The following is a 16,000-nucleotide window of genomic DNA, read 5'->3' as shown; positions in this document are numbered from 1 at the left end:
ACGCCCCGCCTCGCCACTATCGTCCGCTTGCAGCCGGCAGTGCAATCGGGCAACCGTCATGGAATGACACTGCCCGATCCACTTCACGAAACCATTGTCGCCGTGGGATCGATCTTGGCGGACGCTCGCGACCCTTGGTGGATCATTTCCGGCGCGGCTGCAGCGATCCACGGAGCGCAGCCAATCACTGTCTCGGACGTGGATGTCATGCTCAGTATCGACGATGCCAAGCGCCTGTCCGCCCGAATCGGTATCGCGCAGGAGCCTCAATCGAACCACCCACGCTTCCGATCCGAGATCTTTGGCCGATGGGAAGCCTGCCCACTGGTTGCCGAATTCATGGCAAACTTCGTCTTGCGCGATCTGGATGGAGTGTGGCGACCCATGCTGCCCGCCACCCGCCGCGCCGTAACCATCGGCGCCATCACGATTTTCGTACCGGAGTTGCAGGAACTTCGCGGGATGTTTCAGAGGTTCGGCCGTCCGAAGGACCTGGCGCGCATAAAGCGCCTCGATCACCTCTCCTAGCCGGAGTTGGCCAAGCCTGGGACGGAAGCATCCGCCTTTTCGGGCGATCCCGGACATTCAACGCTCATATCAAGGCTCGCCCATTTCGCAGGGCCCGCAAACGCCGCAGACTGAAAAAATCTGTTCGCCTAAGTCCAACTCCTTAGTCCCGAGCGCCGCGGAATTCTGCGTAGATTTGCGTCTCGAATTCCTTGCCGGAAGCACCAAAATCGGCGGCCAGCCGGCCCTATGGTTAACGCCAGCTTTCTCGCGGCACTGCCAATCGCCTGTCCCCATTGAAGAAAACCGCGGCGACCGGCTCGTCGATTCTAAATTACCCGGAATAATACCTAAATCCTAGAAACAAATCGTACAGATACAGCACTGGCGAAACCTAATTTCAATTTACTGCACCAAGAAGCCCGTAATTAGTTTTATTCCGCAAAAACGCTCCTCGCTGAACACCCCATTCCGATCCATTCAGGTCCGAATTTCATCGAACCTATTTGGACAATAGCGAGTTTCGAGCCATGAGCACCAAGACCAATAGCAATTCTGTTTCGGGCGCCGCAAGTCTCACCCCGTATTACGGCGATCTTCTTGAAAAGCAGCAGTGGTATCTTGACGGATCAACCCGCTCGAAGCTGAGCATCGATGCCTATTCCGTCTGGAAGGACTACAATGGCGCGGGCGTGAAGATTGGCGTGATCGACACCCAGATCGACTTTCGCCACACCGATCTGAAGAAGGCCTACAATACCGCGCTCGACTTTAATTTCGCGTCCGGCACGGACAACGTCGCAATCAGCGCCACCGCGCTTCCTGCATCGCATGGCACGCTTGTCGCGGGCGTGATCGCAGCCGAGGCCGGCAACGGCGTGGGCACCGTGGGCATAGCCTCGGGCGCCACTCTGGTCGGCTACGGCGTCGACTATGCCGCTGCCAATGCGGCCGGCCAGATCGCCGCGGCGCTGGAAAAGTCCGCGGCGGTCGATGTTGCCAACAACAGCTGGAGCTTCGTCGAGAACTTTGCCGACAATTTCGCGGTCAATCCCGAATACAAGGCCGCGCTGGTCCACGCCGTTTCCGAAGGTCGCGGCGGCCTGGGCACCTCCGTAGTCTTCGCGGCGGGCAATGCCGGGACGACCGGCATCTCCAACTATCACAACTTCCAGAATTCGCCTTACGCGATCGCCGTGGGCGCGGTCGACAGTGACGGCAGCCCCTCTTCCTTCAACAGCCTGGGCGCCAACGTGCTAGTATCCGCCGCCGGGCGCGATGTGATGACGACCACCCTGAACGACCGCTACGAAAGCGTGAACGGAACCTCGTTCGCCGCGCCTGCGGTCTCGGCCGCGGTCGGCCTCATGCTCCAGGCGAACCCCAACCTGGGCTTTCGCGACGTACAGGAAATCCTGGCCTATTCCGCACACCGCGTCGGCCTGAGCGACAGCGCCAACTTCGGCGACGGCTGGCGCACCAACGGCGCCGACAACTTCAACGGCGGCGGCCTGCACTTCAGCGACGCCTTCGGCTACGGCTTCCTCAACGTCCACGACGCCGTCCGCCTGGCCGAGACCTGGGACCAGCAGCAGACTTTCGCGAACATGGCCAGCGTCAGCAAGACCGTCGCCTCGGCGCAGACGCTGGTGGCCGGTTCAAACGACCACATCTCGCTGGACATTCCGATCACCGACGCCGTCAACCTTGAGCATGTGCAGCTCTCCATCGATCTCAACTGGCTGAATTCCGGCGACATCGACGTCTACCTGACATCGCCGGACGGCACCCAGGTCCGTCTCGTCTACGACCTTCCAACCGAGACGCGCGTGGGCAGCATCCGCAATTTCACCTTCAGCTCGGTCGCATCGATGGGCGAGGATTCCGCCGGCACCTGGAAGGTGGACATCTACAACCGTGATCCCGCAGCCACGGAAAAGACCGGCGTGCCGCTCAACGGAAAGTTCAAGGGCGCCACCCTGACCCTGATGGGCGACGCAGCCGTCTCGAAGAACGACACGTATATCTACACCAACGAATTCGGCGTGCTCTATCAGGGTGACGATCTAGCCCACCGCAGCGTCCTGCAGGATGTGAATGCCGGCATCGACACGATCAACGCGGCAGCCGTGACGACGAACTCCGTCGTCGACCTGACGGCGGCCAAGGCAAGCTCGATCGCCGGCGTCACGCTCTCGCTGACGGCGAACACGATCGAAAACCTCTACACGGGTGACGGCAACGATACGCTGATCGGCAGCAGTGCCGCGAACACCCTGAACGCCGGGCGTGGCAACGACGTGATCTATTTCAGCTTCGGCAACGACAGGATCGACGGCGGACAAGGCGTGGACAGCCTGGTGCTGAACTGCGCGGTGTCCAAGATCGCCGGATCGATGTCCGCCTCGGGCGCGCTGCTGATCTCCGCCAAGGCGGGCGAAGTGTCGAGCGTGTGCAACGTGGAAAGCTTCACCTTCTCGGACGGGACCTATTCCTACGACCAGTTGGCCAAGCTGCTGGCCGCAGGCGGCGTCTCGGCCGGGCAGCCCGTCTCGCAAGTTCCGTCCGAGCCTGCGGGCGGCGGCTCCGGCGTCACCGTCGAAACCCCCGCTTCCGGCACGCCGACGGAGCATGCCGCAACCAGCCCTTACGGCGACGCCAATCACGTCTATGCCGCCAGCCTCAACGGCACGGCCGCCGACGACCGCCTGACGGGAACCGCGGCAGGCGAGCGGATCGACGGGATGGACGGCGCCGACAAGCTGCGCGGCATGGCCGGCGATGACGGCATTCACGGCGGCAACGGCGACGACACGATCTACGGCGACGAGGGGCACGACTACCTCTACGGAGACGGAGGCGTGGACACGATCATGGGCGGCGCGGGCAACGACTGGATCTTCGGCGGCACCGGCGCGGATCGTATCTATGGCGAAGCCGGCGCGGACACATTCGTGTTCGACTCCGCCGACCTTTCGGCCATGGACACGATCTACGACTTCAATGCCGCCGAAGGCGACCGGATCCTCATCACCGGCGCCGGGAACAGTGCCACGTTCGACATCGTCACCAGCGCCGGCAGCACTTATCTCGAAATGCATGACGAGGCCGGAGACCACCTCCTGGCCCGCCTGAAAGGCACCGGCATGGACGGCCTGCACATGGCCGACACCGACGCCGGCCTGCTATGGGCCTGAGAATCCGGCTACCCTCTCGCGGCATCGCCCCGACGCTCCGGCAGGATGCAGCCAAGGAAAAGGCCCCGATCGATCGGGGCCCTTTTTCCGTTTCCGCAGAACAATCCTCGTCCGTATCGGACAGGCCGAAAGCTGTATCGTCTCAACCAAGCGCTTGAACAGGCCTGTTTCCACATAGACAGGTACGGCATGATCCAAGCAATTATACTTAGTATTAGATCCGTAACGAATTAATACTGCACTATCAGCGCCGTCATGATGATTTATTCTATTGCCACTCCATCAAGATACGGAGTATTCGTCTGTCACGATAGAGAGTAGGTCGAATTGCTGTTCCAGATCCACCAAACGGGAATTGGGCAACAGGGGAACTTCGCCAAGTCTCTTGAGTGGGCGTGATTTGCTGAAGAGATAATCGGGAAGCCGGCACAATCGTCGTCGAATTATCGCGATTCATGACTCAACGATTTTCGGAAGGAACATCCCGTGGCAATAATTGATGGATCTTCGATTGGTGATATCCTGTCGGGCACTTCGGCCAATGACGAAATCCTGTCCGGCCAGGGCAACGATACCGTGCACGGCAATGGCGGCAACGACATCATCCAGGGCGGCGCGAACAGCGACAATCTCTATGGTGACGAGGGTGACGACATTCTCTGGGGCCAGGGTTCGCCGGATAAGCTGCGCGGCGGCGACGGCAACGACACGCTCCACGGCGGCGGCGGCGACGATCGCCTTTATGGCGGCGCCGGAGACGACATCATCCAGGGTGGTGCCGACAACGACGTGCTCTATGGCGACGACCCCAACGACCCGTCCGTAACCGGCTCCGACATCTTCCAGTTCGACAAGGACGATGGGTCGGACAAAGTGTTCGATTTCGAACAGGGCATCGACAAAGTCCAGCTGACGGAAGGTGCCGGATATTCGATCTCGTTCTTTGGAGACAATACCATCCTGACCTACGGCAGCACTTCGGTAATGCTCTACGACGTCCACCTCGTCGATGCGGACATTCTCGTCGCCTGACACCCAAGGCACACGACAAGAACCGGAGAAGGCCCATCCTTCTCCGGTTCTTCGTGTCCATAGGGCGGGGCGCGCGGCGCGCGCGAATGTCGCCCAACGGCGGCCCTATCTCGGCATTGTCCAAGCGCGGATAGGCGGTCCAAGGCTAAGCAGAAACTCAGTATGCCTTGGAGACACCGCCTGACACCGGGGCAGTGAAATCCAGACCTGAACCTCAGATCAGGAGCGTCAGCAGGCAGCCCCAGGCCAAGGCGGAAAGACTTGCCGCCACCGCCAGCCCCAGCATCGGTCGCCGCGGCTCCTCGCTTGCAAAGACATGCTCCAGTGCTGCCGTCGAACGACAGAGGCGCGCGCGCTCGCCGGGATCCCGTCCGCGATGCGCTGCCGCCCAGGGTGAAGATCGAGGCACTGCCCCCTCCGGCACGGCGGCAGTCCGGTGCATCCTGGCCTCCGCAAGGCCGTCGGTCGCCGCCGGGCCGCGCGGATCAGAAAAGGATGACATCGGTCGCATCGATCATCGGCTTTCCGCGCAGACTGGCCAAGGCAACTGCAGAGGCCGCACCGTCGCCGTCCGCATCGTAGTAGAGCATGCCGATCGCGGGATCGTAGAACAGGTGCATGTCGGGTCTCGTCGCCTGATTTCCGATTCCAAAGCCCTCCACAACGCCCGCCGACCAGCCAGCGATGCCTGGGAAGGCATCCCGGTCGATGGCGATGCGGTCCACGCCATGCGTGAAATCCAGGATGATATCGGCGTTTCGGCCGGATTCCAGCACGTCGAACAGGAACACGTCCGCCCCCGCTCCGCCCTGCAACTTGTCCGCACCGCCACCGCCCGAGATCACGTTGGCACCGTCATTGCCATAGATGATGTTCGGCAGCGCATTTCCGGTTCCGTCGATATCATCGGTGCCGGTCAGATAGAGATGCTCGATCCAGTCGCCCAGAACGAAGTCCACATCGGAACGGACCGTATCGACGCCGTCTCCCGCCATGTGCTCGATGACCTGGTCCCGAACGTTGTCGACATAATACGTGTCGTCCCCGCTTCCGCCCTCCATGCGATCCGCCCCGTGCCCGCCGTCCAGACGATCCGCGCCGCTTCCGCCGATCAGGACGTCATCCCCATCGAGCCCCAGCAGACGGTCGTCTCCCGCGCCGCCCTCCAGGTGGTTGCCGCGAGCATCGCCCGAAAGGATGTCGTTGTGGCTGGAGCCAATCGCGTCGGACGCGCTCACGGCGACTTTCCTGCCATCGACCACCGCACTCGCCGCCGCCAGATCCAGCCGAACGCCTGCCTTGGCATTGCTCCAGTCCGCAGCAGGGACCTCGGCCATCGCCGCGAGCGCCGGCGCCTCGGAGAATATCTGGATATGCCGGGCAGTGGCGTCGCCGGTCGCATTGGCACCCGACGATACCGTGAACTCCACCCGGTCGCCCGCCGCCAGCCTGACATGGTCGAGACTGAAGCTATAGCGATTGCCGTGGGCCGGATCGTAGACGTGCTGCTGCAGGATCTGCAGATCATTGACGGTCACGGTGAGATAGATGCCATCCTTGGACTGGTCGCCCACGTCGTAGTCGCCCTTGATCGTGAAGAGACCGGCCACGGGAGACGTATATCGCTCCAGGACGGCATAGCGCGAGGCGGCACTGGTCCCGCCGGAAAAGTCCACGGGCGTCACGGTGGTCGCATTGACCTCTAGCGGGCGGAGCCATTGCGATCCCAGGTAGGGCGTCCAGGGTTCCCCGCTTTTCAAGCCTCCGCCCATGGTCTGGAGAGCCGTCGTCTGCCCCGTTCCCGACCGGGTGAAGTAGGACCAGGGGCCTTCGAAACCGGTGCCGGCGGCATCCTTGTTGGTCACGTCGAACTGGTCGAAACTGTCCGCGACGAGCGCCCCGGCATGAAAGGCCACCGATGCAGCCGAGATCGCGCCTTCGGACTTCAGGATGATCGGCTGGTCTGCCGAAATCCTTCCATCGAATTGGGCGATGCGGTTCCCCTCCAGATCGTAGGCGGCAACCCCCGGGGCCAGGGAAACCGAGCCGGTCTGCCCCCAGAGCACCGCCGCATTGTCTCCGAAGGTATAGAAGTAGGTGAAATCATCGGTGGCCACTCGCGCGATCGTCGGGGCGCCTGCCAACAGGCCGTCGAGGAACTGGAAGGCCTCACCAGCCGGCGTGGCCTGCCCCGCAGCCGTGTTCCACAGCTCCATGTTCGGAAAATAGGATTGCCGCGCCAGGGCATACCAACTCGCGCTTTCGATCCCGGCCGCCCCCATGACGCTGAGCATCTTGGCCAGATAGGCGGGCGCCTCATCCAGGGAAGCAAAATTGCCGCCGAACTCGGTAACGCGGATCTCGATCCGATTGCCGATCACGCCGCGCAGCACGCCGATCTGGTCGGCAAACTGCTCGGGCGGCGTCGTGTAGGGGTGGATCGATATCGCGTCGAGAAGATCCAGCGTCCCCAACGCCTTGAGATCGGCAAAATAATCGACCGGAATGGAATGGGTTGCCCCGCCTACCATTTCCACCTCGATGCCGGCCTTGCCAAGCGCGGTATCTACCGCGGAGACCAGTTTGGCATAGTAGTCATCACGCTCGGCGGCCGAAGCAGTGGCGATCGGGCCGGTAACGAACGAGTTCGAATTGTATTCGTTGCCGATCTCGATCGCGCCTACGCCGGGATAGCGCTTCAGAGTGGCGACGACGAAGTCGGCAAATGCCTGCCGGCCCGCATCGCTGTAGACGGTGAAACCCTTGTCATAGAGAGCATTGGCATGGGCGAAAGTCAGCGTGACGAAGAGCCCCTGTCCCAGCGCCCGATCGAGCCAGGCGGCCTGCGGCACCGTGAAGTCGTAGCGACCGGCCGCCGTCTCCACGGCGCCCCAGGGAATGCTGTCGCGAATGGCCTCGGCGCCAAGCGTTGCTGCGGCATCGAGCAGAGAGGGGCTCCAACCCTGGCTGAAATGGGTTTGCGCACCCAGAACGATAGTCATGAAACGGCCTCGTGGAATGGTTTCGCTCCAGATGCGCCGCAGACAGTACCAATCGATGTAAGTGCATGGTTATCCGCGCGAACATCTCTCCTGACAGACTGTTCCGTACCGATCACGTATTGTTACTTATAGATACTGCGCTTTCCGCCGATTGGACGGCCGTTATGCTGCAACAAACATCGATAATGGCCATGCTTCCTGTTGAACTGCGGGCCGTTACGTCGATTTCGGAGATGTTCGCGCTGCAAGATCGACGTCTGCAGGACTAAGGTAACGCCAGTCCGCACTCGCAAGGGCGACGTCTTCGGAGATCGACTTGATACCCGCCAGAGCCAGCAATGCTTCAGGAAGCGCACCGGGGCGTGAAACCTTGGCGTCAGTTTCAGTCGCGTCATGAACGCCGTTCCCATCGTCCTGTTCTGGCTCCTCATCTGTTGCGCCATCATCGGCCGGCCGCCTTTCGCGCTCTACCTGTTCTTCGCCACGATGCCCTTCGGCGCCTGCGCCGCCATCCCGACCAACCTCACCGGCGGCCTGACATTCGTAGCGACACCGATCGTGGCGCTGATTGTCATCGGCAAGACCTTCCTCACTCGCGGCGGGCCTTCGTCTTTCCTCACGCTGGCGCTCCTGCCGGACCGGCTGCTGTGCCTTTTCGCCTTCTGGATCGTCGCCAGTGTCGCCACGCTGTTCATGCCGCACCTGTTCGCCGGAGACATCCTCGTCGTGCCGGTTCGCGGCGTTCTGAGCACGCCCGTGCCGCTGCATCCAACCACGCAGAACCTGTCGCAATGGGTCTACATGACTATCTCGGTCTTCACCGTTTTTGCCATGGCCAGACTGCTCCAGAATCCTGCAATGCGCCAGCATGCCCTCCAGTCCATCTGCCTGGGCGCCGCAATGCTGATCGCAACCGGACTGCTCGACTTCGCCAGCCAATACCTGCCTCTCGCCGCGGTGCTCGCGCCCTTTCGGACGGCTTCCTACGCCCTCGCGACCGAAGTGGAGGTGCTGGGCTCGAAGCGCGTGGTCGGCCTCATGCCGGAAGCCTCGGCCTTCGGAAATTACTGCCTAGGATTCCTCTGCGCCTTGCACTTCTACCGGCGCGCAATCCTGAGCCAGACGTTGCGCGACAGGATATGCCCCATACTGCTCGTCCTGCTGGTCGTCCTGTGCTGGCAGTCCAAGTCTTCCGCCGCCTATGTGGGGCTGGCAGTGTTCGCGGCGATGGCCGCACTGGAATGGCTGCTACGCGCCCATGCGCAAGGTCGGGGCGCGCATGTATACAGGCAAGGCCTGATGGGCGAATTGTCCGTTCTCGTCACGATACTGGTCGCGATAACCCTGGCGCTGCTGTTCAAACCGGGCTTGCTCGATCCGATACTGGCCTTGATCGATCGGATGGTTCTGCAAAAGACATCCTCCCTGTCGTACGAGGAACGCGGAATGTGGCGGGTGATCGCGCTTTCCAGCCTGTTCGACAGCCATGGCTTCGGGATTGGCCTGGGGAGCACCCGCTCTTCCAGCAGCATCGTCGCCGTGTTGAGCGCAACGGGAATACTGGGCGGAATTCTGTTCTACGCCTTCGCGGCGCAATCGTTCTTTCGATCCCCGCGATACGCGACCGTGGAATCCGAAATCATCATGTCGGCATTCCGGTTTTCCTATGTGCCGATGATCGTCGTGTCGTTGATGATCGCTGACGCCAACTTCGAGCCTTTGACCGGGTTCGGGTTCGGCATCACCGCCGCCCTTGCCATCGCCCAGGCACAGCGAAGGGGAATGGGTCATGTGCCGGAAGGGTCGCCCGCGCACCCTCCGGCATCGCTCAGTGCAGCCCCGATGGATCAAGCGGCGCTTCTGCCGAGCGGAGCTGCAACCTCATGACCGCGGCGACGGCGTTGACCAACGCGCATGATCGATATGGTCTCCTGGATGAACTTCGCGGAATTGCGGCTTTTGTCGTCCTGCTCTTCCACATCGGGACGCGCATCGGGGCGCCGGTGGTCGCTGCCAACGGCTACCTTGCGGTCGACTTCTTCTTCATGCTGAGCGGCTTCGTCCTGGCGGAAGCCTATGGACGGCGGCTCACCGGCGAGATGACCTTCGCCGAATTTGCCATGCGGCGCATGGCTCGGATGATGCCGATCGTGGTTCTCGGCGTCTGTCTCGGGACGACTTACGCGCTCACCCGCTGGTACGCGGCGCCCTCGCGGTCGGACGACCTGCCGACGATCCTGGGAAGCGCCCTGCTCAATGGACTGCTGCTTCCGAAATGGTGGCACGGATCGGCAACGGGCTGGGAAGTTTTCCCGATCAACGGCCCCCTCTGGTCGCTGTTCTTCGAAATCGTCATCAACCTGATATGGGCGGCATGGCTGGTCGCCAGACGCCCCGGCACCTTGGCTTTGCTCGCGATCCTCACCCTGGTCAGCCTCTGCCTGCTGGCGCGCCATCACGGGACAATGGATCTCGGCTGGAGCGGGCCGACGCTGGCGGGCGGCATGGCGCGCGTATCGTTCGGTTTCCTCACCGGACTCCTGATCCACGCGGCGCGCGATCGGCTGCCCGTGTTGGGGCGAGGCGCTGCCGCGATCGCGATCATGGTGACCGTGGCGGCGCTGGCCCTGCCGGTGAGCGATGTATCTTGGGTGGTTGCCATGACGACCCTGGCACTGCCGGCCGCGCTCGTGCTGGCAGTATGCTCGGGCCGCCAGAGCATTGTGCCGGGCGCCCGGTTCCTCGGCACGATTTCCTACGCCGTCTACGGGCTGCACGTCCCCTTCCTCGCGCTCTATTCGGGCCTCTCCGAAAGATTGACCGGAAGAAGCGATGCCGGGTTCGAAGCCTACCTGATGGTTCCGGTCATCCTGGGCGTGGCCGCCCTCGCTACCACTTTCTATGACCGCCCCGCCCAACGCATTCTTCGCAAGGCCTTGGAAGCGCGGTATCGGCAGCCCGGCGTGGAAGTATCACCGGGGCGCAAATCGCCCGCAAATCCCGTGAGCGCCAGAAGACTCCGCCACGAAACCGCAGACTCGTGAATGGACCTGACGAGTCCTGGTGCGACATGATCACATGCAAGACGGACCCGCGGGACTGCATGCGTTTTCTCAAGTGCCGGATGTGCAGATGATCGGCCGCAGCAAGGTCTCGGCAATGTCCAGATCGATCCTGGGCTCCGTTCCGTCCAGCCTGAGAGCGCACATCCCCGGCCCAGCACTCTCAAGGACAGCGGCCGGCCACTGGAGGGCCCTGACGCGCTCCGTTTTCACGACCCTTGGCCCGGCAATTTTCGCCCCGCTTACCGCGCCTCACAACTATGCCGGGCCGGTGCTGCCGCGCAGGATGAGTTCATGCGGCAGCATCAGATGCGCGTGCTCGTCCCCCGCCTTCTGCCGGAACTGCGGGTTCACCAGAATATCGACAGCCGCCGCCGCCATCTCCGCCTTGGGCTGGCGGACGGTCGTGACTTGCGGCCAGGCCGCCCGGGAAGACGGCGCATCGTCGAAGCCGCAGACAGAGAGCCTTTCCGGCACGGCAATGCCATGCTTCATCGCGGTGATCAGCACCCCGAGCGCCATGTCGTCGTTCGAGGCGAATATCGCGGTGGGGCGTTCCGGCAGGGCCAGAAGGCGCTCACCCAGTTCCATGCCCGTGCGCGAACTGAAGTCTCCGCGCACGATGCAGTCCTCATCGACCGTGACGCCCGCTGCGGCCATGGCCTTGCGGAAGCCCTCTTCACGCCGCGCCGAGGCGCTATGGCTGATCGGGCCCTGGACGAAACCGATCCGCCGATGGCCGAGGCCCAGCAGATATTCCGTCATCTCCTGCGCTGCACGGCGATCGTCCATGCGCACCGTTCCCGAAGCCGGCGGGGCGCTGCTGGGCGCGACAAGAACGGTGGGCAGGCCGGACTCGGCGAAAACGGCCATCAGCGCCGCTTCGTCACAGATCGGCGGGGCGACGATCGCCCCGTCGAGCCGGAGCGCCGCGATACTGCCGCGAACCTGGCTCTCCCAATCGGGCGCCGTCAGATCGACCGGCTCCACCACCAGGTGGTAGCTGCGCTGCCGGCAGCCGATCAAGGCTCCGTGCTGAACGTCCGTCGCATAGCCCGAGACGGGATCGTCGATGAACAGGCCCAGCAAATAGGAACGCGAGCTGGACAGGCTGCGCGCAAAGGCATTGGGCCGATAGTCGAGTTCGGCCACGACTTTCTGCACCAGTTCCCGCACCTCGGGCCGCACATAGGCCTCGCCGTTGATGACGCGGGACACCGTCTTGGGCGAGACGCCGGCCTTGGCCGCGACATCCTTGATCGTGACGATGCTCAAGACGCTGCCTCCCCGCCGCGCACGCACAGGGCGGCGAACAGGGCGATCCCCACGTAGCAGGCCGCCGGCAGCAGCAGTGCCGGCAGCAGGCCGATCGCGTCAGCCGCCATGCCGGTAAGCAGCGGCACGATCGCCCCGCCGACCACCGCCATGCAGAGCCACATCGAGGCCAGCGGGGCCTTGCTGCTGTCCCGCGGCATGGCGAGCGCGTAGATGGTCGGGTACATGATCGCGTTGCACAGACCGACGGCGATCAGGGCGCCGGCACCAGCCGCGCCGGGCAGAAGGGCCGCGGCCACCGTCAGCATGATCGCCGCCAGGGCCGCGTAGACCAGCAAGCGGGCCTCGGCGATCCAGGTCATCAGCCAGGCCCCGGCGAAACGGCCGATCATGGCCCCCGCCCAGTAGAGGCTGACCAGTCGCCCGGCACTGACCGGCTCCAGCGCCAGCCGGTTCGGCAGCATCAGCACGTTCGTCATCAGCGTCCCGATCGTCACTTCCGCGCCCACGTAGAGGAAGATCGCGCAGGCACCCCAGAGAAGCCGGCGCTCGCCGAGCACGGCGAAGATCTGCCGGGTCCAGTCCCGCGGGAGATAGTCGCCCGCGGCGGACGGCGCGTCGGCCAGTAATGCCCGGTGCGCGATGTAGAACGTGGCCAGCGTCGCCAGTCCTGCCCCGATGGCGATGAAGGGTATCGACGCGGTCACCTCCACGCGCGCGCCGGGGGCGATGTCGGCCAGAAGGAACGGCGCGCTCACCAGCGGGCCAAGCACGGTGCCGAGGGAGTTGAAGCCCTGCAGCAGGTTGAGCCGGAAAGCCGAGCGCCGCGACGGGCCGATCACCGTCACCACCGTATTGGCCGCGATCTGCAGGACCGTCTGCCCGGCCGAAAGCAGCAGCAATGCTCCCAGCACCAACAGGAATTGCCGCATTCCCTGCGCGAGCACCAGCGCCAGGCAACCCGCCGCCATGACGGTCAGCCCCGCCGCGATCGCCCGCATATATCCGATTCGAACCACCGATAGCGCCGCCGGCAGGGCGAACAGCAAGTAGCTGGAGTGGAAAGCCAGCTGGATCAGCAGCGCGCTCTTGTAGTCCAGCGCCAGCACCGACTTGAGCTGCGGCACCAGGAGGCCGACCGAAGCGCTCAGGAACCCGCCGATGAAGAACACGCCGATGGAGAGCCAGAACAGGCGGCGGGTCACCGATTCCTGCGCTTCGGACGTGCGGCTGATCGGGGGGGAAAGCGACATGGTGGACATCTATGGCACTCGGCAGGCGAAGGCAAACGGGCCGGATCGCGGAAATGATGTGTCATGAAATCCACAATCTGACATCGATGTCAAATCGTTGCCGAACCGTTTTCAAATGCGCTTGACATCGATGTCAGATTGCGGCCATCAGCCGCTCACAAGGTACAAACCATCTGGGAGGATGACATGACGAGGCACGATCTCGTCGCGGGCACAGCGCTCGCGGCTTGCCTATTTTCCATTTCCACCGCAGCCCACGCGCAGGATGCCACAGCACCTGCCCAGAATTCGGCGCAACAGGCGTCGTCGGCTGCTTCCAACGGTGACATCATCGTCACGGCCACGCGCCGCGAAACGACTCTTCAGTCGACGCCGATCGCGATTTCGGCCTTCAGCCAGGAAACGCTGACCAAGAACGGCGTCAAGGACGTTACCGACCTGGCCCGTTTCGTGCCTTCGCTGCAGTTCAACCAGCAGGGCGACCAGTCGGCCGTGCTGCTGACCCTGCGCGGCATCGGCAACGACAGTGCCTATACCGAAGTGGCCGACCCCGAAGTCGCCATCTACATCGACGGCATCTACTCGCCGCGCTCGCAGGGCGCCTCGGTACTGATGTACGACATGGAACGCGTGGAAGTGCTGCGCGGCCCACAGGGCACGCTGTTCGGCCGCAACGCCACCGTCGGCGCGCTCAGCCTGATCTCGGCCAAGCCCAAGCTCGGTGAGTTCAGCGGCAATGTCGAAGTGACCGCCGGCAACTACGACCGTCTCGGCGTGCGCGGTGCGATCAACATCCCCGTCACCGACACCCTGGCCTTCCGCGTCGCCTTCGTCAGCGACCGCCACGACGGCTATGCCGACTACCAGGCCGCGCCTGACATCGCCGGCATCAACAAGTCGGCCTTCGTCACTTCGGGCAAGAAGTACTATGCCGCCGACCAGCAGTCGGGCCGCGTCTCGATGCTCTGGCAGCCGAGCGAGAAGTTCAGCTGGAACCTGTCGGCGGAAGGCTTCCTCGACAATGGCGCGCCGGTGATCGGCCTGCTCCAGACCCCGCGCGCGGGCACCAAGCGCTGGTCCACCCTGAGCGACACCGCGCCCAGCACCGACCGCTATTCGGTCGCCGTGCGCAGCACGATGAACTACGACATCACGGACGGCGTCCAGCTCAGCTACATCGCCGGCTGGTCGCGCATCGGCGGCAGCACCCGCACCGATGCCGATGCGGGCGCCCTACCCCCGACCGGCCAGGTGGATGCGGACGGCAACGACCTGCCGCTCGGCGCCTTCAACGAGAACGCCACGCTGTCGTCGCGCTATGACTTCCAGAGCCACGAACTCCAGCTCAAGTCGAGCGGCGAGAACGAACTCGACTGGATCCTGGGCGCTTACTACAGCCACGAGAAGAACAAGATCCGCTTCGACATCGACCAGCGCAACGGCTACCGCGACGGTACGTTCAGCTGGGCGGGCAGCTTCATCCAGGCCAATCGCCAGATCGACAGCCGCGCCGTGTTCGGCCAGACCGTGTGGCACGCCACCGACTGGCTGCGCCTGACCGGCGGCCTGCGCTACACCTCGGACAAGAAGCAGGACATCGGCGGCCGTAACGTCACGTTCTCGGGCGACGGCTGCACCGATGCCGACAAGGCACCCGGCGGCGCCTGCACCACCGGCATCTTCGGCGCCTATCCCGATGCTTCGGCCGCGGAACTGGTGGCCCTGCTGCCCGGCTTCTCGATCTCGAACAACGACGTGAAGGGCAAGTGGGACAAGCTGACCTACCTCGCCCGCGTCGATGCCGATCTTGCCGAGGACACGCTGGGCTATGCCAGCATCTCCACCGGCTTCAAGTCGGGCAACATCCAGGACAATGCCGGTCTGACCGATCCGGAAACCCTGACCAACTACGAAGTCGGCCTCAAGACCCGCCTGCTCGACCGGGCCGTGACGCTCAACCTGGCGGCCTATTATTCCGACTTCAAGGGATACCAGGTCAACCAGGCCGTCACCTTCCGCGACGATGCGGGCAACGTGGTGCGCAGCCAGATCGTGACCCAGAACGCCAAGGGCGCGAAGGCTTACGGCCTGGAAGCGGAAATGAATGCCGCCTTCACCGCCAACGACCGCCTGAACTTCTCGGCTACGCTGCAGAAGACCAAGCTGGACGATCTGGAAAGCGTCGACGGCCGTCTCTACGACGGTGGCAAGGCGTCCTCCATCGTGCAGCTGCAGGGCAACGAACTGGCCCACGCGCCGCGCTTCTCGGCCACGCTGAGCTACGAGCATGATTTCGAACTGGCGAGCGGAGCCCGGATCACCCCGCGCTTCACCACCCATTACGAAACCAAGAGCTGGCTGAGCTACTTCAACGGCGACGCCAATCCGTTCGTGAACGTCAACGATCCGGCCGACAACATGCCCGACCGCGGCACCAACGGCACGTCGTGGGACAAGCAGAAGGCCTACTTCCGTTCCGACGCCTCGCTCCGGTTCAGCCCGGCAGACGGCAGGTACTCGGTCGAAGCCTTCGTCCAGAACATCGAGAACGGGCATATCCGTACCGGTGCCGGTGCCTTCGGCGCGCCGCGCTACGATCCGGTGTTCCTCTCGAACCTGCAGCCGCCGCGGACCTGGGGTGTGCGCGCCAGCGCGAACTTCTGATAGCGAGC

At 63.4% G+C, this 16,000-nt stretch carries 10 protein-coding genes; 6 read left to right on the top strand and 4 right to left on the bottom strand.

Annotated features, from left to right (window positions below):
- Positions 1-63 precede the first annotated feature (63 nt).
- From ACZ1J6_RS01265 to ACZ1J6_RS01255, 3 genes are all read left to right on the top strand, one after another.
- A complete protein-coding gene (locus ACZ1J6_RS01265) occupies positions 64-528 on the top strand; it encodes a hypothetical protein (RefSeq protein WP_134095957.1) in 465 nt (154 codons plus the stop codon).
- Between the two features lie 509 nt (positions 529-1,037).
- Positions 1,038-3,704: a S8 family serine peptidase gene (locus ACZ1J6_RS01260; RefSeq protein WP_134095956.1), complete on the top strand. Its 2,667-nt coding sequence runs from the start codon at positions 1,038-1,040 to the stop codon at positions 3,702-3,704.
- A gap of 486 nt (positions 3,705-4,190) precedes the next feature.
- Positions 4,191-4,736, top strand: a complete 546-nt coding sequence (locus tag ACZ1J6_RS01255; protein WP_134095955.1) for a calcium-binding protein — start codon at positions 4,191-4,193, stop codon at positions 4,734-4,736.
- A gap of 214 nt (positions 4,737-4,950) precedes the next feature.
- Here ACZ1J6_RS01255 and ACZ1J6_RS01250 read toward each other — a convergent pair whose 3' ends face one another.
- Positions 4,951-5,178 carry a hypothetical protein gene (locus ACZ1J6_RS01250; RefSeq protein WP_465127379.1) on the bottom strand — a complete coding sequence of 76 codons (228 nt, stop codon included), beginning with the start codon at positions 5,176-5,178 and terminating at the stop codon, positions 4,951-4,953.
- 43 nt (positions 5,179-5,221) lie between these two features.
- Positions 5,222-7,738, bottom strand: a complete 2,517-nt coding sequence (locus tag ACZ1J6_RS01245; RefSeq protein WP_134095953.1) for a calcium-binding protein — start codon at positions 7,736-7,738, stop codon at positions 5,222-5,224.
- Between the two features lie 486 nt (positions 7,739-8,224).
- On the opposite strand from ACZ1J6_RS01245, the gene ACZ1J6_RS01240 reads away from it, so the two are divergent.
- Together ACZ1J6_RS01240 and ACZ1J6_RS01235 are read left to right on the top strand one after the other, a co-directional pair.
- Positions 8,225-9,625 carry a hypothetical protein gene (locus ACZ1J6_RS01240; protein WP_465127378.1) on the top strand — a complete coding sequence of 467 codons (1,401 nt, stop codon included), beginning with the start codon at positions 8,225-8,227 and terminating at the stop codon, positions 9,623-9,625.
- Complete coding sequence (locus ACZ1J6_RS01235; protein ID WP_134095952.1) at positions 9,622-10,782, top strand: acyltransferase family protein; 1,161 nt, start codon at positions 9,622-9,624, stop codon at positions 10,780-10,782. Before ACZ1J6_RS01240 ends, ACZ1J6_RS01235 begins: the two co-directional genes overlap by 4 nt.
- A 276-nt stretch (positions 10,783-11,058) precedes the next feature.
- Here ACZ1J6_RS01235 and ACZ1J6_RS01230 read toward each other — a convergent pair whose 3' ends face one another.
- A complete protein-coding gene (locus tag ACZ1J6_RS01230) occupies positions 11,059-12,075 on the bottom strand; it encodes a LacI family DNA-binding transcriptional regulator (protein WP_134095951.1) in 1,017 nt (338 codons plus the stop codon).
- Positions 12,072-13,337, bottom strand: a complete 1,266-nt coding sequence (locus ACZ1J6_RS01225) for an MFS transporter (RefSeq protein ID WP_134095950.1) — start codon at positions 13,335-13,337, stop codon at positions 12,072-12,074. The genes ACZ1J6_RS01230 and ACZ1J6_RS01225 overlap by 4 nt, the downstream gene beginning before the upstream one ends.
- A 177-nt stretch (positions 13,338-13,514) precedes the next feature.
- Between ACZ1J6_RS01225 and ACZ1J6_RS01220 the strand changes: the two genes are divergently transcribed.
- The gene (locus ACZ1J6_RS01220; RefSeq protein WP_134095949.1) at positions 13,515-15,992 is read left to right on the top strand and encodes a TonB-dependent receptor; all 2,478 of its coding nucleotides are present in this window, start codon (positions 13,515-13,517) and stop codon (positions 15,990-15,992) included.
- Positions 15,993-16,000: the final 8 nt, after the last annotated feature.

This window comes from Novosphingobium sp. BL-S-21 (genome assembly GCF_055521655.1).
The sequence above is the reverse complement of the archived record's forward strand: the minus strand, read 5'-3'. Positions and strand labels throughout refer to the sequence as shown.

Coding starts and splice junctions, on each gene's coding strand:
- ACZ1J6_RS01265 (WP_134095957.1), top strand. CDS start 64: ATGACACTGCCCGATCCACTTCACGAAACCATTGTCGCCGTGGGATCG.
- ACZ1J6_RS01260 (WP_134095956.1), top strand. CDS start 1,038: ATGAGCACCAAGACCAATAGCAATTCTGTTTCGGGCGCCGCAAGTCTC.
- ACZ1J6_RS01250 (WP_465127379.1), bottom strand. CDS start 5,178: ATGCACCGGACTGCCGCCGTGCCGGAGGGGGCAGTGCCTCGATCTTCA.
- ACZ1J6_RS01245 (WP_134095953.1), bottom strand. CDS start 7,738: ATGACTATCGTTCTGGGTGCGCAAACCCATTTCAGCCAGGGTTGGAGC.
- ACZ1J6_RS01240 (WP_465127378.1), top strand. CDS start 8,225: ATGCCCTTCGGCGCCTGCGCCGCCATCCCGACCAACCTCACCGGCGGC.
- ACZ1J6_RS01235 (WP_134095952.1), top strand. CDS start 9,622: ATGACCGCGGCGACGGCGTTGACCAACGCGCATGATCGATATGGTCTC.
- ACZ1J6_RS01225 (WP_134095950.1), bottom strand. CDS start 13,337: ATGTCCACCATGTCGCTTTCCCCCCCGATCAGCCGCACGTCCGAAGCG.
- ACZ1J6_RS01220 (WP_134095949.1), top strand. CDS start 13,515: ATGACGAGGCACGATCTCGTCGCGGGCACAGCGCTCGCGGCTTGCCTA.